Source organism: Paenibacillus sp. FSL K6-1330 (assembly GCF_037976825.1).
Lineage (GTDB): Bacteria > Bacillota > Bacilli > Paenibacillales > Paenibacillaceae > Paenibacillus_AQ.
Genome location: NZ_CP150269.1, coordinates 2,758,357 through 2,778,024 on the forward strand (window position 1 = coordinate 2,758,357; position 19,668 = coordinate 2,778,024).

Sequence of the window (19,668 nt, forward strand, 5' to 3'; positions counted from 1 at the left end):
AACGTTTGCGGATGTTGTAACATGGGGAAGAGCATAATAGAAATAAAGATGAAAGGTTAGCCAATTGTAACGTTTTTTGCTATGATGATAATCGTAAGAATTGACAGGAGGAGTGACTATGGCAAGACCCGTAGTGGCTATCGTTGGACGGCCTAACGTCGGTAAATCGACTATATTTAACCGATTGATTGGCGACAGATTAGCCATCGTTGAAGATAAACCGGGTATTACCCGTGACCGGATTTACGGTAGTGCCGAATGGAATGGTAAAGCGTTCAGTGTCATTGATACCGGCGGTATTGAAATTGATGGCGATGACATGATATTGAAATCCATACGCATGCAGGCCGAGCTTGCAATTGAAGAAGCAGACGTCATCGTATTTATGTGCGATGCTAAGGCAGGGGTTACCCAATCGGACGAGGAAGTTGCACAGATTCTGTTCCGTTCAGGTAAACCTGTCATTCTAAGTGTAAACAAAGTGGATAATTTGAAGCGCGTTGATGATATCTATGAGTTCTATTCCCTCGGATTTGGCGATCCTGTCGGAATATCGGGCAGTCACGGCACAGGGATTGGCGACCTGCTGGACGTTGTAGTTGAGAATCTGCCTGAGCTGGAAGACGATGGATATGACGAGGATGTTATTCGAGTTGCCCTGATTGGCAGACCGAATGTGGGCAAGTCCTCCCTAGTTAATGCCATTTTGGGAGAAGAGCGTGTCATTGTCAGTGACGTTGCCGGCACTACACGCGATGCGATCGACACGCCGTTCGAGAAGGATGGGCAGCGGTATGTGCTCATCGATACGGCAGGCATGCGCAAACGCGGGAAAGTCTATGAGACCACAGAGAAATACAGCGTCATGCGTGCCATGCGCGCCATCGAGCGTGCGGATGTTGTTCTCGTCCTCATAAACGGGGAAGAAGGCATCATCGAACAGGACAAGCATATTGCCGGTTACGCCTATGAGGCCGGTAAAGCATCGTTGTTCGTTGTGAACAAATGGGATTTGGTCGAGAAAGAGGACAAAACGATGCAGCAGTTCGAGAAAAAGATTCGGGATCATTTCTTGTTCATGACCTACGCGCCGGTTGTGTTCTTGTCGGCCAAAACGAAGCAGCGCTTGCAAAAGCTGCTCCCTGTCGTTAAGCATGTGGCCGATCAGCATTCACTTCGCATACAGACACACCTCCTTAACGATGTCATATCCGATGCGATTGCCATCAATCCGCCTCCAACGGATAAGGGAAGAAGATTGCGTATTAACTACTCAACACAGGTTGCGGTTAAGCCGCCGACCATGGTCGTATTCGTCAACGATCCTGAATTGATGCACTTCTCATATGAGCGTTACCTTGAGAACAAGATTCGGGCCGCGTTTGACTTTGAAGGTACACCCATCAGGATATTTACTCGAAGAAAGTCTGATGAGAGTTAGGGGAGAATAGCTTGATTTTGGAGATCGTAGCGATAGTAGTGTGTTATTTACTCGGTTCGGTAAGCTTTAGCGTACTGTTTGCCAAAATCCTGAAAGGGATTGACATTCGTCAGCATGGCAGCGGCAACGCTGGGGCAACCAATACCCTTCGCGTCCTGGGAAAGGGACCTGCGATACTTGTATTGGTCTTGGATGTAATTAAGGGCATCGCTGCGGTTTGGATCGGACGATGGCTTGGGGGGGACAATGCATGGCTGCCGGGATTGTGCGGTATTGCGGCCATTATCGGTCATAATTGGCCTCTATACTTCCGCTTTCGAGGCGGCAAAGGGATTGCAACCGCCATTGGGGTGCTTGCTACGCTTTGCTTTATACCAGCGGTTATAGCAGGCATTATCGCAATTCTATCCATTGTTTTTACCCGTTATGTATCTTTGGGTTCCCTTATTTTTGTAGTGCTTACCCCTGTTTTTCTATTGATCGCGGATTATTCGTGGCCAATCTTTTGGACGAGCTTCATCATATGTGTATTCGCCTTCTGGCGGCATCGCTCGAACATCGTGAAGCTTGTGCAGGGGCGTGAAAACAAGCTGGGTTCTGGAAAAGGAAAGGGCAAAGGAGGGAAGCGCGTTGTCTGACAAAGTCGCTGTTCTGGTGGCAGGCAGTTGGGGAACCGCTTTGGCAAGTGTTCTCGCTTCTAATAATCTGGATGTTGTCGTCTGGACAAGAACAGAGGAACAGACTCGTGAAATCAACGAGTCCCATACCAACAACCGTTATTTACCCGGGGTGGAGTTATCACCGAATATCCGCGCTACAACCGATATGAAAGAGGCTGTCTCGTCGGCTGCTGCTGTGGTTATCGTTGCACCTTCGTCCGCGATGCGGGAAGTGTCGGGGCAGTTGAAGCAGTTTTGGACCGAGGACATGCTGGTGATTCATGCGACCAAAGGATTTGAAATTGAATCCTTGAAGCGGATGTCCACCGTCATATCCGAGGAGCTTGGCTGTGAGGAAGGCCGCGTAGTAGTATTATCAGGACCCAGCCATGCGGAGGAAGTGGTCAGACGCTGCCCGACAACGGTCGTTGTGGCGTCTTTGGATGCCGAGGCGGCTGTAGCCGCTCAGGATTTGTTTATGAACACATATTTCAGAGTGTACACGAATCGGGATATGATTGGTGTTGAGTTGGCCGGGGCCTTGAAGAATATCATAGCTTTGGGCGCCGGGATGTCCGACGGACTGGGCTTCGGTGATAATGCCAAGGCAGCGCTTATTACGAGAGGTTTGGCAGAAATTTTGCGAATCGGCATGGAAATGGGGGCGAATCCGCTGACATTTGCCGGGCTGGCCGGGATCGGTGACCTCGTGGTTACCGCCACCAGTCAGCATAGCCGAAATTGGCGAGCTGGCTCGATGCTGGGTCAGGGTAAGAAGTTAGACGAGGTTCTGGGTTCCATGGGAATGGTTGTGGAAGGCATTCGAACGACCCAAGCCGCACATGCCATCTCCGAGAAATACGGCGTACAGATGCCGATTGCCGATCAGCTGTACCATGTGTTGTTTAAAGACCGCAATCCCCGCATTGCCGTTGAAGCCTTGATGGGCAGGGACCCCAAGACCGAGATGGAATTGATGCCGCTTGAAACTTGGGAGCAATGGCACACTTAGCTTATTCACCATTCCGATGATTGACTCATATATTGATGTGAGGATGTCGGAGGAGGGGTGGATATGAGCAAAAGCTTTCACAAGGATGTACTGAATGCGATTAACAAGAAAAGCGGCAAGAAAATTTCTTCAGGGGCTGTCAATAAGCTGGCTAGTACGGTTAAGCCGTCTACAATGCAAAATGAAGCCCAGCTCCGCCAGCTGATCAAGCAGGTATCTTCGATGGCGAACATACCTGTTAGTGAGGACACGATCCAGGAGATTGTCGGTGCGGTGAAGAAGAGTGGCATGAATCCGAGCAATATGGAAGCCTTGATGAAAATGATGATGAACAAATAAGATACGATGATAATGTTGAACAAAAGACGCTCCTGATGGGATAGCGGCTTTTGTTCTTTTTTTCGACATACCTGAGGTGAGGCGCTATCATTTTCGTGATATAATAGGTTGAAATTGATGAGAGATTGGAGAGTTTCGTGACATGGATCCAATGCAAAAGATGTGGCTGTCCCTAGTCGCATTATTGATTATGGCACTATCGGTCATCGTGGTTACGCTTGCGCGAAGCAAGACCAAGGGTTTTCTGCGCGGGGCACTGTCGTTCGTAGCCTTTATGATGATGATTTTCGGTTTTATTATTGGACTGGCCTCCATCATATAACGAGGAAGCCGATCTGGACGATACGGTAAAGGGGTGCAGCATGACGCTGAATGATCTGCCGGAATTGGAGAATGTGTTAGCTACCGCCATTCATAAGATGAATCAGGCGCCTATTGCTTGGCTGCTAGGTGGAAGCTGCAGCTTGCTTCTTCAGGATGTAACATTGGACAAGCCGCCGAGAGATATCGATATCTATACCGATGCAGGGGGTGTACAGCCTTTGCATGAGTCGCTGGCTTCTATGGCCGTGGATGCTCCCCACTTAGACCAAGAAGGGATATATTCCTCGATACTGAGCCACTATGAAATAGAGAAAGTTCCGATTGAACTGGTAGGCGGATTTGAAGTGAATTCAAACGGGTCCTCCTACTGCGTTGAGATCGATCAATTGCTGTATCCTGCAGCACTAGAGAGTCATATACAGGACGTCACGGTGCGCCTGATGCCGTTATCCCATGAACTGGTGTTTAATGTGCTTCGAGACAGGCCGGATCGATACGTCGCCATTGCGGAAGCGATCTCGCGGGACATGGACCATCATATGCCGCTTCTGCAGCAGTTGTTAAGCCGGAACCATCTGCATGGGGAGCATCGAATGGTTTTGAACCGATTAACTGGATTGTAACCGAAGTGCTGTGAAAAATGGCCAGGGAGCATAGCAGAATGTGTACATAAGAAAAGGAGCGCGTTACCGTTGGACTACGAGGTATTATTTCAGCCGGATCAGAAAAAGGTCAAGGTTCGTCCGCACACGAATGTTCTGGATGCCTCGCGTCGGGCGGGTGTGCGTATTCCTACCCGTTGCGGAGGCAAAGCCGGTTGTTTGATGTGCAAGATCATCGTTCCGAGCGAGGAGCGCGATCATTGCTCTGCGCCTGAGCCCAAGGAAATCAGGAAGCTGGGGACATCGATGATTGAACAAGGCTACCGGCTATCCTGCCAGACGAGAATTACGAATCACATTAAGGTAATGATTCCCGAGGATCCGCTCAAAGCTGCGATACGCAAACAGCTGGAAGCTGCGAGAAACCGGGAGTCCGATGACTTTATTTAAAGCGAGGATGATGTTAGTTGAGTATGATCACTTGGATGACCCAAGCGGCGGGCCGTTCGAAGCGGACGTCTGCAGTCTTAATCCTGGTGCTGTTTCCGATGTTACTGACAGGATGTCTTTATCCTGACGAGAAATTGCAGGAGAACAAGGTTTCGTATAGGGAAAGTGTCAAACGGATACAATCGGCTGTAGATGACTTTTATAAAGAACAGGGAATCTTGCCGATAATTACAGCGGGTCCGGAAATTCCGCGGTATGAGAAATACCGGGTGGATATGGATCAGCTGAAGAACCGGGGATACATCGACCAAATTCCGGATACGGCATTTGAGAAGGGCGGCAGCGGATATTTTCTCATTATTAATGAGGAAACCGAGCCAACCGTGAAGGTGATGGACTTAACCACGGCCCAGAAGGTGAATGACGTTCAGAGAGCCGTGAATTTGTACAAAATGGCGCATGACAACGCTCTCCCTGCAGGAGAAGCCCTCTACCCGGGGTATACGGCAGTGGACCTGTCCAAGACCGATGCCAAATCCATTACATTGATGAGTGTATACTCGGGTCAGGAGTTGGCCTTTATGATGGATGAAGAGGGAACGGTGTACGCCGATTATGCCTTTGATATTATGCAGGCGATCCAGAAGAACGATTCCGACCCTCAAGAAGGAGAGGATTTACGGGTGTTCCTGGAGCAGGAATCCTATTATGTCCCTGTAAAATCCGTACCTTATACATGGAAGGATGGGCAGCCCGTTGCTCAGCCGCTATCCTAAACCTATACCCGCCGTTGTCGGCGGGTATTTTTGTTGAGTCTGCATGGTGACCCATATCAGTAGAGGAATGAGTATGCGGAAGCCATAATGCAGCCTACATTTTATCCTTGAGACCCTTCTTCGATAGACTTTTTTGAAAATGGTTGAATCTCTTTGGAATATCTATTAAAGTGCGCGCATATTCATAATCTGAAAGAGTAGTGCGGGCAAGAGCCGGTTGCCCACATCATGAGGCATACGAAAACGTCTGAAGGCGCACAGCATGAAGATAAACCGCGCCCCAGCGGTAGTTTTCTTTACGGTATTCGATGACGGTGTCTAGTTGGTTTGGGCCTGTTCGATATCTTAAAAAAAACTGGACGGACTTTAAGGGGCAACCGTCATATTTTTGAACCCGGTACATAAGATGTTACTAGTCCAAATGCATGTACGAGTTACGCCGCTTTGCCGTTTCCATCAAAACTCATGGAATACCGGCGGCGGGATGCTGGCGACATTGTAAAGGCTGCTCATCTGTTGCAATGGCTTTGGCTATGAGTGGAACACGAAGCGGATGCTCTTAAAGCATTTTTCCTTCGGAGTAATTTGAGGAGGGGATCTCTTTTGGAAAAAGTGGACATTTTTAAGGACATTGCCGAACGGACCGGAGGGGACATTTACTTAGGTGTTGTCGGTGCCGTCCGTACGGGAAAATCAACCTTCATCAAGCGGTTTATGGAGACGGTTGTTCTCCCGAACATTACGAACGAGGCGGATCGAGTAAGAGCTGTCGATGAGCTGCCTCAAAGTGCTGCAGGGAAAACAATCATGACAACCGAGCCGAAATTTGTGCCAAACAACGCGGTACAAATCAAAGTTACGGAAGGTCTTGAGGTTAACGTAAGATTGGTGGATTGTGTAGGCTATGCCGTTGAAGGCGCTAAGGGCTACGAGGACGAGAATGGCCCGAGAATGATCTCGACGCCATGGTTCGAAGAGCCGATTCCGTTCCAGGAAGCGGCAGAAATCGGAACCCGCAAAGTCATCCAGGAGCACTCCACACTTGGCGTTGTCGTCACAACAGACGGAAGCATTGCGGAAATTCCGCGAAGCTCTTATGTTGACGCTGAGGAACGCGTCATCGAGGAACTGAAGGAGGTCGGCAAGCCATTCGTGGTGGTCATAAACTCGACACGACCACGCAGTGAAGAAGCGCTTCAGCTGCGCAATGAGCTGGCTGAGAAATACGACATTCCGGTAATGACACTAAGTGCAGCTACGATGACCGAAGATGATGTAACCGGTGTTCTTCGTGAAGTATTGTATGAATTCCCAGTGCATGAAGTGAACGTCAATCTGCCTAGCTGGGTTATGGTGCTTAACGAGAACCACTGGCTGCGCAGCAACTATGAGAACTCGGTCAGAGATACCGTGAAGGATATCCGTCGTCTGCGTGACGTGGATCGGGTGGTCAGCCAGTTCATGGAGTATGACTTCATCAACCATGCTGGACTTAGCGGCATGAATATGGGTCAGGGCGTTGCCGAGATCGATCTCTTCGCACCTGACGAACTGTATGACCGGATCTTGATGGAGGTTGTGGGTGTCGAGATTCGCGGTAAAGATCATTTACTGCAGCTGATGCAGGAGTTCTCCCATGCCAAACGGGAATACGACCGCTTCGCTGAAGCGCTTGAAATGGTTAAAACGACAGGTTACGGTATCGCTGCTCCTTCCCTGGCTGAGATGGCGCTGGATGAGCCTGAGCTTATCCGTCAAGGCACTCGTTTCGGGGTAAGATTGAAAGCGACCGCGCCTTCCATCCATATGATTCGAGTCGATGTGGAATCCGAGTTCTCGCCGATTATCGGCACAGAGAAGCAGAGCGAAGAGCTTGTGCGCTATCTGATGCAGGATTTCGAGAACGATCCGATCAAGATTTGGGAATCCGATATATTCGGACGCTCGCTGCACTCGATCGTCCGTGAAGGCATTCAAGGCAAAATCGCGATGATGCCTGATAATGCGAGATATAAATTGCAAGAAACTTTAGGTCGGATCATCAACGAAGGTTCCGGCGGTTTGATCGCGATCATTCTTTAAGTGAGTATCGATCAGGTGTTGAATACGCAGTCGCTAACGGGTCTAAAGTCCCGATTAGCGGCTGTTTTTCGTGTTTTCTTTGGTTGGGCAGAGCAAAACGCTTGAAATTATGAGGTGGCTGTATTACTATAAATTTGTTCCGCGTCATGCATTCTAAACGCGAGATAGGGGTAAAATACCCGATTGCACGTATAATTTGCGGTAAAACGGAAACAGTGAATAGCAAGTGGAGCACATTCCTTGTTAGGGAGGTGAAAGAATGAATAAATCGGATCTGATTACACAAGTAGCTGAATCTACTGAGCTTTCCAAGAAGGATGCAACTAAAGCGGTTGATGCCGTTTTCGATGCAATCTCCGAAGCTTTGCAAAGTGGAGACAAGGTACAGCTGGTCGGCTTTGGCAACTTCGAGGTTCGCGAGCGTTCCGCACGGAAAGGCCGCAACCCGCAAACAGGTGAAGAAATCGAAATCCCTGCGAGCAAAATTCCTGCATTTAAACCTGGTAAAGCGCTCAAAGACGGAATCAAATAAAGATTTCTACATATTACCTAAGAGCACAGGTCGTGAATTCGTTCACGGCCTTTTCTTTTAGCTTACGGTGAGGAGGTCTGAACAATGGAGAACGTTCAAAACGGGGATTATTTTATCGTTAAAGCGCTGGACCATGGCGTGCAGGTGATTGGCCTTACCCGCGGTCAGGATACCCGGTTTCATCATACCGAGAAGCTGGACAAAGGCGAGGTCATCATCGCCCAGTTCACGGATCATACATCTGCGGTCAAAATCCGCGGCAAAGCTGAGGTCATGACCAAACACGGGAAGATTGAGTCCGGCAACTGATTAGACTTATCATTTTGGCTAAGCCCCACCAAATTGGTGGGGCTTTTTTATGTTTGATGTTTCCGTGGATAGATTGTGTGTTAATCAATTGTTAAATGACCCTTGTTGGATTCGCGAACGTTGTATATACTAGCGGAATGAATAAAAATACGAAAGGATGTTTAAAGAAATCATGGCAAAGCAATTTAGAGAGGGACAATATGTGGTGGTCCCTGAAAATCCGGTATCCCTGTTTCTGTTCAGCAGTACTCGCTCCGGCTGGATTTGGCTGCTCGTGAGGCTGTATCTCGGTTATTCTTGGTTAACGTCGGGGCTGAAAAAGCTGACGGCGGAAGCCTGGACGGGAAGCGAAGCCGGCGCGGCCATTCAGGGGTTTGTCGGGGGAGCGCTGGCTAAGGCGGAAGAGGGGAAGGACGTCACCGGATGGTATGCTTCTTTTCTCGAAGGGTTTGTGCTTCCCAACGCCAAGCTGTTTTCGTATATGGTGTCCTTCGGTGAGGTGTTGGTCGGACTCGGGCTGATTTTGGGTCTGCTGACGGGCATTGCCGCGTTTTTCGGCGGATTAATGAATGCCAGCTTTTTATTCGCGGGCACGGTAAGCTCCAATCCGTTATTCTTTATATTGGCCACATGGCTGGTAATGGCCTGGAAAGTGGCGGGCTGGTATGGTCTGGACCGTTGGGCGCTGCCGCTGCTGGGTACGCCTTGGAGCCGCAGGCGCAAGGATCAGGACATTTCGGAATAAATTTGATTTTACTCTAAAAGTAACATTCGTCACTTTTGCAACGCGTTTGTCAAGTACAATTCCAACAGACCGCGGCCATGAAATCCTTTAATCTGAAATCAGATCAATTGGATAAAGGATGATGGTCATGGGAATCCGAGCTTTTTTTAAACTGGTGGAAATTCAGACAAAGGTAGCCAGCATGATTCCGTTTCTGTTCGGAACTTTGTATGCACTGTTTCGTTTTCAGCAGTTCGATGGGTATCATTTTGCCCTGATGCTTGCATCATTGCTGTCGTTTGATATGGCAACGACGGCAATCAATAACTATTACGATTATAAAAAAGCGATTAAAAAGAACGGCTTCGGTTACGAGGAGCACAATGCCATTGTACGATATAATCTTAAGGAGCCTGCGGTGGTGTCCGTCATCATCTTGCTGCTCTTGACAGCCATTGGTGCGGGGATCGCACTATTCCTGTCTACGGGCTGGTTGATCCTGCTGCTCGGGGGATTGTCTTTTGCCGTAGGGATATTATATTCGTTCGGACCGATTCCGATCTCGCGGATGCCGCTAGGCGAGCTGTTCTCCGGATTGTTTATGGGATTTGTCATTATATTTATTTCGGCTTGGATCCATGCGGAGGGCAACCATCTGGCGGTTTTGGACCTGCACGGCAGCGTTCTGTCCCTTCAGGTGAACCTTCCTGAGGTACTGCTGCTGCTGGTGGTATCACTGCCGGCCATACTTGGGATTGCCAACATCATGTTGGCCAACAACATCTGCGACATGGATGAGGATATGGAGAACAAGCGGTATACGCTGCCGGTATATATAGGATTCAGACCTTCTCTAAAGCTGTTCCGAATTCTGTATTGCCTTGCTTATCTGGACCTGGCGGCTCTTCTCCTGATGAAAGTGCATCCCGTGTTAGTGCTTCTGGTGTTTGTCACCCTTGTCCCGATTTATAAAAAAAGCGCCGTTTTCACCGCCCATCCATCCAAAGAGAAGACATTTGTGATTGCGGTGCAAAATTTCGTGCTCATGAATCTGGCGCGGATCGCCGCGCTGGGGGTAGCAGTGGTATGGACTTCTCGACCCTTTTTCTAAACCGAATACGGTTCGTTTTACCTGAAGCAGGCATAGCCTGCTTTTTTTCTTTATACAATGAGGTATGGACTAATGAGGACCGGAAGAAACTAGGAATAGAGGAGGTTTAGGATATGAAGCACTGGCAATCTGTACGAGCCGTACTCCTGCCCGCGGCGATTGCATTCATCATACTCGCACTGTTAATGGGGCTTCAATCACAAGCCCGTTATAAGGTCGGCGCTGTGACAGCGGCGATACCCTATCACAGCCGCGAATTAAGCGATGCCGGATTAGTGGACTCCCTAAAGAATCTTCCTCTTCATCTAAAAATAAGCCGGGCAGATTATGATGAAGGCGCGTTGACGCTGGATATCAAATTGAGCGACCCCGCGGAGACGGCCGCCGAGGTTTATGAGGATATCGCCAGCATTATGTCCTTTACGTTCGAAGGAACGGATAATGTGCAGCAGTTGTATCTAAGAGTAGTAGCCATCGATCGTTGGGGAGGGAAGCGGTATATGCTGCTGGCTTCGAATATGAGCAAGGATACCTGGAACTCGCGCTATGCAGAAGCTCTAACCCAACTTGAGAACGGCGATGTTCCGCCATCTATTGCTGCCGCTCTTAACCTAACGTTTACGAATCTTTGGCTAAAGCAGTTCAGCAGCCCATGATAGGGGTAAAATAGTAAGTGACAGGGCATGTACGTGTCTTGAACATGTGTTATAATAGATTGGATTGTGGGCTCAATTGGACAAAAGAACATCAAGTGCACGGAGGCTGAGAATGAAATCGTATCGCGTACCAGAACTGGCAGAGAAATATTTAAATTATGATATGATTCAAAACCACACGGAACTTCCGAATTTTCCGGATGCCCGTGTTCATTTGCTATACATATTTTTAAAGGATTCGGGACGAAATCTTGCCGGTCATGAAGAATTGTACGCACTGGTTACCTCACTGGTTCAAGTGGGACTCGATACGCATGAGAGCATCGACGTTACGGAGGGCAATCAAGGAGAGGCGATGATGCGATCCCGGCAGTTAAAAGTGCTTGCAGGGGATTACTTCAGCAGTCGTTTTTATCAACTCCTTGCCTTAAAGGGCGAAATTGCTGTCATCTCGCTTCTTAGCAAGGCTGTTAGCGATGTGAACGTGTTGAAGATGAGATTGTACGGCAAAATGAAAAAAACGCTGCTGCCTTCTGAAGAATATCTACGGCTAACGGTACAGCTGAATATGCAGCTGTTTCTTTCTTTTACTCCGCTGCTTGAGAAGTCCGTACAAGAAACATGGGAGAAGCTGCTCAAAGAATTTACGGAATGTGAAACACTTGTGCGGGAGATGGAACGCTGTGCGACGCCTGAAATTGGCAGATGCGGTTACGTGTACTGGCATCTGATCGAATCGGGGAGCGACGAGGAACGGAGAATGCTGGTTGGCAAGAAGACGGATATGAAGGACTGGAGGAAGCTGATCCTGAAGCACAAGGTTTCGGAGAAGCTGCTGGACAAGCTGCGCGAATCCGTTAATGCCGTACAGCTGCTGCTGGCAAGCCGTGTAGGAGAGAGCCCGTACGCCGGTATGCTGGACCCGTTCCTGAAACGGCTCAGCACGTATAGGTCCGTCGTAAGTGAAGGGTAGGGGGATGCTGTGGATAATCAAACAACGAAGTTAGACATGAATAAGCATGATGGCAAAAATCCGAAAGAGCAATACGTCCACTCCGTCTTTGAAAGCATTTCGGGAAAGTATGATATTATGAATGATATTCTGAGCTTTCGAAGACATAAAGCCTGGCGCAAGTTTACGATGAAAAAGATGAACATGCGCCAAGGCGATACAGCTATCGATTTATGCTGTGGTACTTGTGACTGGACGATCAGTATGGCCCAGGCAAGTGAATCAGGACACATAGTCGGACTCGATTTCAGTGAGGGGATGCTGAATGTCGGCCGGGGGAAGGTTGCCAAGCAGGGGCTGGACCAACAGATAGACCTGGTTCAGGGAAACGCCATGAGCCTGCCGTTCGAAGACAATCAGTTCGATTACGCGACAATCGGTTTCGGTCTTCGCAATGTGCCGGATTACATGCAGGTTCTGCATGAGATGAAACGCGTGGTTAAGCCTGGCGGGATGGTTGTATGTTTGGAATTGTCCAAGCCGACTTGGCAGCCGTTCAAAGGCATTTATTATTTCTACTTTCAACAAGTGCTGCCTCGGATGGGGAAACTGGTAGCCAAGCGTTACGAGCAGTATAAGTGGCTGCCGGAATCGCTGGCTTTGTTCCCAGGACGAGAGGAGCTTGCCGAAGCTTTCCGTCAGACCGGACTTCAACAGGTTCAGGCCTATCCCTTGACTGGTGGCATAGCAGCCTTACATATTGGGATCAAGGAGAATCTGGATGTTTAAGAAAATAGGAACTTATCTTGAAATGATTAAAGTGGAGCATACACTGTTTGCTCTGCCTTTCGCTTTTATGGGGGCGATTCTAGGATCGGCCGTTGTGTTTGACCAATTACCATCCTGGGGAGATATCGGCTGGATCTTTCTTGCCATGTTCGGTGCACGCAGCGCTGCGTTCGGATTGAATCGGCTCACGGACCAGCATATCGATGCCAAGAACCCCCGCACCGTAAATCGCGCCATTCCGGCAGGGCTGCTGAAGCCGCTGGAAGTTATCTTATTCATTATTCTGTCTTTCGCGGTGTTTTTCTGGGCCACTTACATGCTGGATCCATTTGCTTTCCGTTTGCTGCCTATTGCTATTTTTATGCTTATTATTTATTCATACACCAAACGGTTTACTTGGCTTTGTCATCTGGTGCTCGGGCTTACAACAGCATTGGCTCCACTTGGGGGATGGGTTGCGGTAACCGGTCAAATCGACTGGAAGGCCATTGTGTTTTATATCGCGCTTGCGTTCTGGACAGCGGGATTTGATATTGTCTACGCTTGCCAGGATGAGAAGTTTGATGCAACAGAAAAGCTGTATTCGATTCCATCCCGGTTCGGCTTGCATAAAGCATTGTGGTTCGCACGCGGATTTCACGTTGTAACAGCCATCGGCTTTGTCATTCTTTTCTTTGTCACACCGGTTGGCTGGTGGTATCTGATTGGCATGATCATCGCCTGCGGAATTTTGTTCTATCAGCATTACATCTTATCGCCTAACGATATGAGCCGTCTGCAAACTGCCTTTTTTACGATGAACAGTACACTGAGCATTATCCTGTTTGTATTCACTTTAATTGATTTGGTGGTGCGGTATATCTGATGAAATCCATGCGCAGAAAAAGCTGGGTTGTCGGTATTACGGGAGCCAGCGGCAGCATCTACGGTGTTCGCCTTACCGAGAGCCTGCTCTCGCTGGGATATGATGTGCATTTGATCATTTCCAATGCGGGGTGGCGTGTCCTGAAGGAGGAAATGGGCTTTCAGGCAGGCAACCGCGAAGAAGTGCTGGCCGAGAAATTCGGCGGATACGAGGGGAGTGTGATGTACCATCCTATCTCCGACATCGGGGCCACGATCGCCAGTGGATCTTTCCTGGTGGAAGGCATGATCATCATGCCATGCTCCATGGGGACATTATCCTCAGTGGCACACGGATCTTCCGACAATCTGATGGGACGCGCCGCGGATGTGATGATGAAAGAAGGCCGTCCTCTGGTACTTGTCCCGAGAGAGACGCCTCTGCATGCCATTCACCTGGAGAACATGCTGACGCTGGCCAAGCTTGGCGTCAAAATCATTCCCGCGATGCCCGCGTTCTATTACGGACCGAAGACCATTGATGATATCGTGAATTTTCTGGTCGGCAAGGTATTGGACAGCTTGCGCATCGAACATCAACTGTATACGAGATGGGGAGATTAGCAGGCCGGGGTGCATCGAAGGCGTTAGCGGCTGTTGAAATGACGACTCTACGAACCTGTGCTGCGATTTTGACGAACGACAACAGGAAGGTTAAGCTTATATTTCAAGTCGTAGATCAACTTGGCCTGCTAAGATCGCAAGGTAGTGCCGGAGTTATGGAATGAGAATCTAAGCATATGGGTGAAAAGATGAAACGATTTGACATATTCGGAACATTAAAAAAAGATATGGACGTTATCGAGAAGGAACTCTATCTCAGCGTCGAGGGCGACAGCTCCGAGCTGACAGAGACTTCCTTGCATCTGCTTAGAGCAGGAGGCAAGCGGCTCCGTCCTGTTTTTGTACTGATGGGCGGTAAGTTCGGCGACTATGACATTGACAAGCTGAAGCATGTGGCCGTGCCGCTTGAGCTGATTCACAGCGCATCGCTCGTTCATGATGACGTGATCGATGATGCGGACACGCGGCGCGGCAAGCCAACGGTAAAAGCGAAATGGGACAACCGGATTGCCATGTATACCGGCGACTATATTTACGGCAAGGCGCTGGAGCTGACGACCCACCTGAAGCAGCCAGAGATTCATCAGATTCTCGCCAAGGCCATGGTTGAAATGTCCATCGGCGAAATGGAGCAGATTCGTGATTTCTTTAATACCGATCAGGACGTCAGAAGATACCTTCTTCGCATTCGCCGCAAGACGTCGCTCTTGATCGCAGTCAGCTGCCAGCTCGGAGCACTGGCTGCGGATGCGGACCGCAAAATCGCAAACAGCCTGTATCGATTCGGATATAACGTCGGCATGGCCTTTCAGATTCAAGACGATCTTCTGGATCTATGCGGGACGGAGAAGCAGATTGGCAAGCCGCCGGGGAGTGATATGAGGCAGGGGAATATTACGCTGCCTGTTATATTTGCGCTCGGAGATAGCAAACGGAGGGAGCCTCTGCTGCAAGAGCTGGATCGGATTCATACACTGAATGGTCAGTGTGATGTGACTGACGCTGTGAAGCTTGTAACCTCTAGCGATGGTATATCGAGATCTGAGGCACTAGCTGATCGGTATATCCGTAAAGCATTGGACGCATTGGATACTTTGCCTGACATCAAGACCAAAAAACAGCTTAGAGATATCGCAAATTTTATTACAAAGCGGTCATATTAGCTCTTAACCATGAGGTTGCTTTCTGTTAAAATACGGGTACAAACATGTAACATCACCTGAGCATGGAATGATTGTTCAATATCCTAGAATGAAGGGAAGCGTGATGAGGCCAATGGAACGTACTTTTTTAATGATTAAACCGGATGGTGTACAGCGTGGGCTGATCGGCCGAATCGTCGGCCGTTTGGAGGATAAAGGATTCAAGCTGGTTGCAGGCAAGTTTCTGCAGATTTCAGACGAGCAGGCCAAGCGCCATTATGCGGAACATGAAGGCAAAGATTTTTTTGAAAATCTGGTTGGATTTATAACGTCTGGACCGGTGTTTGCGATGGTGTGGGAAGGGGATGACATCATTGCATTGTCCCGCCAAGTGATCGGCAAAACGAATGTGAAGGATGCGCTGCCCGGGACGATTCGTGGGGATTTTTCAGCCCATACACCGCACAATCTGATTCATGGATCGGATTCACCGGAGAGTGCGCAACGCGAAATTGCCAATTTTTTTGAAGAGAAGGAATTGGTTGAATATAACAAGACGCTGTCCCCTTGGCTGTAAGCGAAGGAAGAGGCATAATCTGATTAAACAGGATGATACGATGACGGAACATGAACTTGTGCTGGATGATCCGGATTATATAGGCTTTGTTCGCAGTATCGAACGAAGCACGGGGATCAATCTGGCAGATTATAAAGAAGCGCAGATGAAGCGAAGGCTGACAACGCTTCGTTTGAAGAAAGGGTTTGAAACCTTTTCGGCCTTCTACGACGCGATGATGAAGGACAAGCCATTATTTCATGAGTTTTTGGACCGAATGACAATTAATGTCTCGGAGTTTTGGCGCAATCCCAACCGGTGGGAAGTTCTCCGCGATAAAATATTGCCAGAGATATCCCGGCAGAATCCCGGGGTATTGAAAATATGGAGCGCTGCCTGCTCCACGGGTGAGGAGCCATATACGCTTGCCATGATACTGTCCGAACAGAACATGCTGAGCCGTGCGCGTATCGTGGCGACAGACATTGATGATGGGGCATTACATAAAGCGAAGGAAGGCCTATATGTCGAGAGGTCATTGAAAGATGTGCCTCCGGATGTAGCCGCCCGCTATTTTAAAGAAGAAGGCTCGGTGTATCGCTTCAGTGAGCATTTGAAGAAGGAAGTAACCTTTCATAAGCAGAATTTGCTGACGGACCGGTTTGAGACTGGATATGATCTGATTGTTTGCCGAAACGTGATGATTTATTTCACGGAAGGGGCCAAGCATAAGCTGTACCAGAAGTTTGCGTCAAGCCTGAAGCCAGGCGGATTTTTGTTTGTGGGCAGCACGGAGCAGATCTTTAATCCTGGACAATATAATCTGGAGAGCAACGAGACTTTCTTCTACCGAAAAATTTAATAGAAATGGCTATCATAACGCATAAGCGCTTTTCAATCCGGAGGATGAGAGGCGCTTTTGCTTGTCCTGCGGCATTCTTGTCAAAGCGTTAGACCTATACTATAATGAGCAGAAGATATTTACGGAGTTTAGCGGTTTAACGCTTAAAAGTTTAAAGGGGGAAAAGCATCATGAGCTTACGCTTTTTAACTGCTGGGGAAACACACGGTCCTCAGTTGACTACCATAATCGAAGGACTTCCAAGCAATTTGGAGCTTGATTTTGAAGCATTGAACTTTCAGCTTCATCGGAGACAGAAGGGGTATGGCCGAGGACGCCGCATGCAGATTGAGAAGGATACCGCGCAAATCCTTGGTGGTGTGCGTCACGGATATACAACGGGTGCGCCAATCGCGTTGGTCGTGCAGAATAACGACTGGAAGCATTGGCAGAACATTATGAATGTGGAGCCGATTGAAGGTAACGACGAGGTGAAAAGACGGGTGCACCGCCCAAGACCGGGGCATGCTGACTTGAACGGCGGTTTGAAGTACAACCTGAAGGATCTGCGTAATGTGCTGGAACGCTCCAGTGCCCGTGAAACCACAGTCCGCGTAGCGGTTGGCGCTATCGCCAGACAATTCCTGGCACAATTCGGCGTTAAAGTGGCTGGCCAGGTCATTCGGATTGGCGAGATCGAAGCTCCCCCGCACAATCTTTCGATTGATGAGCTGATCGAGCGTACGGAAGCCTCCTCGGTTCGCGTCGTGGATGAAGAGACGGAGAAGAAGATGGAAGCCTACATAGATCAGATCAAAAAAGAAGGCGACTCCATTGGCGGCATCGTGGAATGTATCATCGAAGGCTTGCCGGTCGGACTGGGCAGCCATGTCCAATATGACCGCAAGCTGGATGGCCGCATCGCACAAGGCGTGATGTCCATCAATGCCTTTAAGGGTGTTGAGGTCGGCATCGGATTTGAAGCAGGCGAACTGCCCGGTTCCCAGGTGCATGACGAGATTATGTATAGTGAAGAGCGCGGATACTACCGCGCAACCAATCGCCTAGGCGGATTTGAAGGCGGGATGACCAACGGCATGCCGATCGTTGTTCGCGGCGTCATGAAGCCGATTCCAACGCTGTACAAGCCGCTTCAAAGCGTGGATATCGATACGAAGGAAGCTTTCACGGCTCAGGTTGAACGCTCGGATGCCTGTGCGGTTCCGGCAGCCAGCGTTGTTATGGAGCATGTGGTGACCTGGGAGGTAGCGAAGGCGTTTCTTGAGAAGTTTGGCGGTGATTCGATGGAAGAAATTCATGCGAATTACCAGAACTACCTGAAGCAGCTGGAGAACTACTGATATGAGAACACTTCAGGTGGAGCTGGGAGAGCGTTCATATCCGATTTATATCGGAGCTGGGATTTTGGATACGATTGGTGAGTTAAGCACGAAGCATGGAATCACACGCAAGAGCCCGCATTTGATCGTAACGGATGATAAAGTGGCGCCTCATTATTTGTCTCAAGTGGAGGAGCAGTTAAAGTCGAAAGGATATACGGTTATTTCTCACATAGTCCCTTCCGGTGAATCCTCCAAATCGCTTCAGGTCTATGAAGAGGTAATGACGACAGCGATCAACGCTAAACTGGACCGCAGCTCGGCAGTATTTGCGCTGGGCGGAGGCGTTGTAGGTGATTTGGCTGGATTCGTCGCGGCAACGTACATGCGCGGCGTGACATTTGTGCAGATCCCGACTACTATCCTGGCCCATGACAGCAGCGTCGGCGGCAAAGTGGCGGTCAACCATCCGTTAGCTAAAAATATGATCGGCGCGTTTCATCAACCCGTCATGGTGGTTTACGATGTAAATACGCTGATGTCTTTGCCTCCGCGAGAGGTATCTTCTGGTCTTGCGGAAATGGTGAAGCATGGCTTGATCCTGGACCGTGATTTTGCCTATTGGTGCCGGGAGAACGGCTCGAAGCTGCTGAGCCTGGATCCCGATACGTTGATATACGGCCTGGAGCGCGGATGTGCGATCAAGGCGGACGTGGTATCCCAGGACGAGCGGGAAGGCGGTTTGCGTGCCATCCTTAATCTGGGGCATACCATCGGCCATGCCATTGAAGCCGTTGGTGGCTACGGACGCTTTTTGCACGGTGAGGCGATTGCAATCGGAATGGCCGGTTCGGCCCGCCTTGCAGAAAAGCTTGGCAGATCTGCGAATCTGCACAACGAGACAGTGAGCATGCTGAAGGCGGTGAATCTGCCGGTAATCTTGCCGGGTGACGTCTCGGTTGAGCGGATTATGGATGCGATGCAGCACGATAAAAAGTTTGCCGAGGGGAATATGGTATTTATCGTACCGGAATCCATCGGCTCCGTCAGCATCGTTAAGGATGTACCGGTAGAAGCTGTTCGATCTGTGGTTGAGCAGTTGAAGGGAGAGGGATAGTTCATGATGAATCGGGGAATCCGGGGGGCGACAACCGTCACCCGTAACGATGAGCAGGAGATTGTACAGGAAACGCTGCGGCTGCTTGAAGAGATGGTGAGACGCAACGAGCTCCAGCCGGAGTATATCAGCAACATATGGATTACGATGACACAGGATCTGGATGCGACGTTTCCAGCCAAAGCGATACGCCAACTGGAGGGCTGGGATCTCGTTCCTTTAATGTGTTCGGTTGAAATACCGGTTCAAGGCAGTCTGCCGCGCTGCATCCGCTTCATGGTGCAGGTCAATACGGATAAAAGCCAGAGCGAGATCAAGCATGTGTATTTGAACGAAGCCAAGCGGCTGCGTCCGGATTTATCAGGCTCCAACGCTTGATGTGAAATTTAGGGTTGCAGTAACACGGCATCATCCTGTATAGTGATATCAGAATAGCTGAGTAGAGTT

The 19,668-nt window shown here is 49.3% G+C and carries 24 protein-coding genes; all 24 read left to right on the forward strand.

Annotated features, from left to right (window positions below; genetic code table 11):
• The first annotated feature begins 118 nt into the window (after positions 1-118).
• On the forward strand, positions 119-1,441 hold the full coding sequence (der, locus tag NYE54_RS12490) for a ribosome biogenesis GTPase Der (RefSeq protein ID WP_076320954.1): 1,323 nt from the start codon (positions 119-121) through the stop codon (positions 1,439-1,441).
• An 11-nt stretch (positions 1,442-1,452) separates the two neighbouring features.
• Positions 1,453-2,079 (forward strand): glycerol-3-phosphate 1-O-acyltransferase PlsY, encoded by a 627-nt coding sequence (plsY, locus tag NYE54_RS12495; protein WP_076320955.1) that lies wholly within the window; start codon positions 1,453-1,455, stop codon positions 2,077-2,079.
• Positions 2,072-3,112, forward strand: a complete 1,041-nt coding sequence (locus NYE54_RS12500) for an NAD(P)H-dependent glycerol-3-phosphate dehydrogenase (protein ID WP_076320956.1) — start codon at positions 2,072-2,074, stop codon at positions 3,110-3,112. The genes plsY and NYE54_RS12500 overlap by 8 nt, the downstream gene beginning before the upstream one ends.
• Before the next feature lie 63 nt (positions 3,113-3,175).
• Positions 3,176-3,451 (forward strand): stage VI sporulation protein F, encoded by a 276-nt coding sequence (locus NYE54_RS12505; protein ID WP_006209456.1) that lies wholly within the window; start codon positions 3,176-3,178, stop codon positions 3,449-3,451.
• A gap of 142 nt (positions 3,452-3,593) precedes the next feature.
• Positions 3,594-3,773, forward strand: a complete 180-nt coding sequence (locus NYE54_RS12510; RefSeq protein ID WP_071223929.1) for a DUF2768 family protein — start codon at positions 3,594-3,596, stop codon at positions 3,771-3,773.
• A 40-nt stretch (positions 3,774-3,813) separates the two neighbouring features.
• Positions 3,814-4,398, forward strand: coding sequence for a hypothetical protein (locus NYE54_RS12515; RefSeq protein WP_339272149.1), 585 nt, complete (start codon positions 3,814-3,816; stop codon positions 4,396-4,398).
• Positions 4,399-4,467: 69 nt separating this feature from the next.
• The gene (locus tag NYE54_RS12520) at positions 4,468-4,827 is read left to right on the forward strand and encodes a 2Fe-2S iron-sulfur cluster-binding protein (protein ID WP_071223933.1); all 360 of its coding nucleotides are present in this window, start codon (positions 4,468-4,470) and stop codon (positions 4,825-4,827) included.
• A 23-nt stretch (positions 4,828-4,850) separates the two neighbouring features.
• Positions 4,851-5,603: a hypothetical protein gene (locus tag NYE54_RS12525; RefSeq protein ID WP_339273478.1), complete on the forward strand. Its 753-nt coding sequence runs from the start codon at positions 4,851-4,853 to the stop codon at positions 5,601-5,603.
• Between the two features lie 603 nt (positions 5,604-6,206).
• Complete coding sequence (gene spoIVA, locus NYE54_RS12530; protein ID WP_076320959.1) at positions 6,207-7,685, forward strand: stage IV sporulation protein A; 1,479 nt, start codon at positions 6,207-6,209, stop codon at positions 7,683-7,685.
• Positions 7,686-7,944: 259 nt separating this feature from the next.
• Positions 7,945-8,217, forward strand: coding sequence for an HU family DNA-binding protein (locus tag NYE54_RS12535; protein ID WP_006209463.1), 273 nt, complete (start codon positions 7,945-7,947; stop codon positions 8,215-8,217).
• 84 nt (positions 8,218-8,301) lie between these two features.
• On the forward strand, positions 8,302-8,526 hold the full coding sequence (mtrB, locus tag NYE54_RS12540; protein ID WP_339272150.1) for a trp RNA-binding attenuation protein MtrB: 225 nt from the start codon (positions 8,302-8,304) through the stop codon (positions 8,524-8,526).
• A gap of 172 nt (positions 8,527-8,698) precedes the next feature.
• A complete protein-coding gene (locus tag NYE54_RS12545) occupies positions 8,699-9,271 on the forward strand; it encodes a DoxX family membrane protein (RefSeq protein WP_339272151.1) in 573 nt (190 codons plus the stop codon).
• 127 nt (positions 9,272-9,398) lie between these two features.
• Complete coding sequence (locus NYE54_RS12550; RefSeq protein WP_339272152.1) at positions 9,399-10,361, forward strand: 1,4-dihydroxy-2-naphthoate polyprenyltransferase; 963 nt, start codon at positions 9,399-9,401, stop codon at positions 10,359-10,361.
• Between the two features lie 113 nt (positions 10,362-10,474).
• On the forward strand, positions 10,475-11,017 hold the full coding sequence (locus NYE54_RS12555) for a hypothetical protein (protein ID WP_339272153.1): 543 nt from the start codon (positions 10,475-10,477) through the stop codon (positions 11,015-11,017).
• 112 nt (positions 11,018-11,129) lie between these two features.
• Positions 11,130-11,990: a heptaprenyl diphosphate synthase component 1 gene (locus tag NYE54_RS12560; RefSeq protein WP_339272154.1), complete on the forward strand. Its 861-nt coding sequence runs from the start codon at positions 11,130-11,132 to the stop codon at positions 11,988-11,990.
• Between the two features lie 36 nt (positions 11,991-12,026).
• Entirely contained in the window at positions 12,027-12,758 is a 732-nt protein-coding gene (locus NYE54_RS12565) for a demethylmenaquinone methyltransferase (protein ID WP_076321320.1), read from the forward strand.
• Positions 12,751-13,623 carry a UbiA-like polyprenyltransferase gene (locus NYE54_RS12570; RefSeq protein WP_339272155.1) on the forward strand — a complete coding sequence of 291 codons (873 nt, stop codon included), beginning with the start codon at positions 12,751-12,753 and terminating at the stop codon, positions 13,621-13,623. The genes NYE54_RS12565 and NYE54_RS12570 overlap by 8 nt, the downstream gene beginning before the upstream one ends.
• Entirely contained in the window at positions 13,623-14,225 is a 603-nt protein-coding gene (locus tag NYE54_RS12575) for a flavin prenyltransferase UbiX (protein WP_213645127.1), read from the forward strand. The genes NYE54_RS12570 and NYE54_RS12575 overlap by 1 nt, the downstream gene beginning before the upstream one ends.
• Before the next feature lie 188 nt (positions 14,226-14,413).
• Positions 14,414-15,388, forward strand: a complete 975-nt coding sequence (locus tag NYE54_RS12580; protein WP_339272156.1) for a polyprenyl synthetase family protein — start codon at positions 14,414-14,416, stop codon at positions 15,386-15,388.
• Between the two features lie 112 nt (positions 15,389-15,500).
• Entirely contained in the window at positions 15,501-15,944 is a 444-nt protein-coding gene (ndk, locus tag NYE54_RS12585) for a nucleoside-diphosphate kinase (protein WP_098743022.1), read from the forward strand.
• Between the two features lie 40 nt (positions 15,945-15,984).
• Positions 15,985-16,785 (forward strand): protein-glutamate O-methyltransferase CheR, encoded by an 801-nt coding sequence (locus tag NYE54_RS12590; RefSeq protein WP_339272157.1) that lies wholly within the window; start codon positions 15,985-15,987, stop codon positions 16,783-16,785.
• 170 nt (positions 16,786-16,955) lie between these two features.
• Positions 16,956-18,125, forward strand: coding sequence for a chorismate synthase (gene aroC, locus NYE54_RS12595; protein ID WP_213645125.1), 1,170 nt, complete (start codon positions 16,956-16,958; stop codon positions 18,123-18,125).
• Position 18,126: 1 nt separating this feature from the next.
• Positions 18,127-19,221, forward strand: coding sequence for a 3-dehydroquinate synthase (aroB, locus tag NYE54_RS12600; RefSeq protein ID WP_339272158.1), 1,095 nt, complete (start codon positions 18,127-18,129; stop codon positions 19,219-19,221).
• 3 nt (positions 19,222-19,224) lie between these two features.
• Entirely contained in the window at positions 19,225-19,599 is a 375-nt protein-coding gene (gene aroH / locus NYE54_RS12605) for a chorismate mutase (RefSeq protein WP_009595253.1), read from the forward strand.
• The last annotated feature ends 69 nt before the right edge of the window (positions 19,600-19,668 follow it).

Bases quoted from the DNA above. Each gene is read 5' to 3' on its own strand.
- NYE54_RS12560 (WP_339272154.1), top strand. From the start codon at position 11,130: ATGAAATCGTATCGCGTACCAGAACTGGCAGAGAAATATTTAAATTAT.
- NYE54_RS12545 (WP_339272151.1), top strand. From the start codon at position 8,699: ATGGCAAAGCAATTTAGAGAGGGACAATATGTGGTGGTCCCTGAAAAT.
- NYE54_RS12505 (WP_006209456.1), top strand. From the start codon at position 3,176: ATGAGCAAAAGCTTTCACAAGGATGTACTGAATGCGATTAACAAGAAA.
- NYE54_RS12555 (WP_339272153.1), top strand. From the start codon at position 10,475: ATGAAGCACTGGCAATCTGTACGAGCCGTACTCCTGCCCGCGGCGATT.
- NYE54_RS12590 (WP_339272157.1), top strand. From the start codon at position 15,985: ATGACGGAACATGAACTTGTGCTGGATGATCCGGATTATATAGGCTTT.
- der (WP_076320954.1), top strand. From the start codon at position 119: ATGGCAAGACCCGTAGTGGCTATCGTTGGACGGCCTAACGTCGGTAAA.
- aroB (WP_339272158.1), top strand. From the start codon at position 18,127: ATGAGAACACTTCAGGTGGAGCTGGGAGAGCGTTCATATCCGATTTAT.
- aroC (WP_213645125.1), top strand. From the start codon at position 16,956: ATGAGCTTACGCTTTTTAACTGCTGGGGAAACACACGGTCCTCAGTTG.
- NYE54_RS12550 (WP_339272152.1), top strand. From the start codon at position 9,399: ATGGGAATCCGAGCTTTTTTTAAACTGGTGGAAATTCAGACAAAGGTA.
- mtrB (WP_339272150.1), top strand. From the start codon at position 8,302: ATGGAGAACGTTCAAAACGGGGATTATTTTATCGTTAAAGCGCTGGAC.
- NYE54_RS12575 (WP_213645127.1), top strand. From the start codon at position 13,623: ATGAAATCCATGCGCAGAAAAAGCTGGGTTGTCGGTATTACGGGAGCC.
- NYE54_RS12525 (WP_339273478.1), top strand. From the start codon at position 4,851: ATGATCACTTGGATGACCCAAGCGGCGGGCCGTTCGAAGCGGACGTCT.
- NYE54_RS12565 (WP_076321320.1), top strand. From the start codon at position 12,027: ATGAATAAGCATGATGGCAAAAATCCGAAAGAGCAATACGTCCACTCC.
- ndk (WP_098743022.1), top strand. From the start codon at position 15,501: ATGGAACGTACTTTTTTAATGATTAAACCGGATGGTGTACAGCGTGGG.
- NYE54_RS12535 (WP_006209463.1), top strand. From the start codon at position 7,945: ATGAATAAATCGGATCTGATTACACAAGTAGCTGAATCTACTGAGCTT.
- NYE54_RS12515 (WP_339272149.1), top strand. From the start codon at position 3,814: ATGACGCTGAATGATCTGCCGGAATTGGAGAATGTGTTAGCTACCGCC.
- aroH (WP_009595253.1), top strand. From the start codon at position 19,225: ATGATGAATCGGGGAATCCGGGGGGCGACAACCGTCACCCGTAACGAT.
- NYE54_RS12570 (WP_339272155.1), top strand. From the start codon at position 12,751: ATGTTTAAGAAAATAGGAACTTATCTTGAAATGATTAAAGTGGAGCAT.
- NYE54_RS12510 (WP_071223929.1), top strand. From the start codon at position 3,594: ATGGATCCAATGCAAAAGATGTGGCTGTCCCTAGTCGCATTATTGATT.
- NYE54_RS12580 (WP_339272156.1), top strand. From the start codon at position 14,414: ATGAAACGATTTGACATATTCGGAACATTAAAAAAAGATATGGACGTT.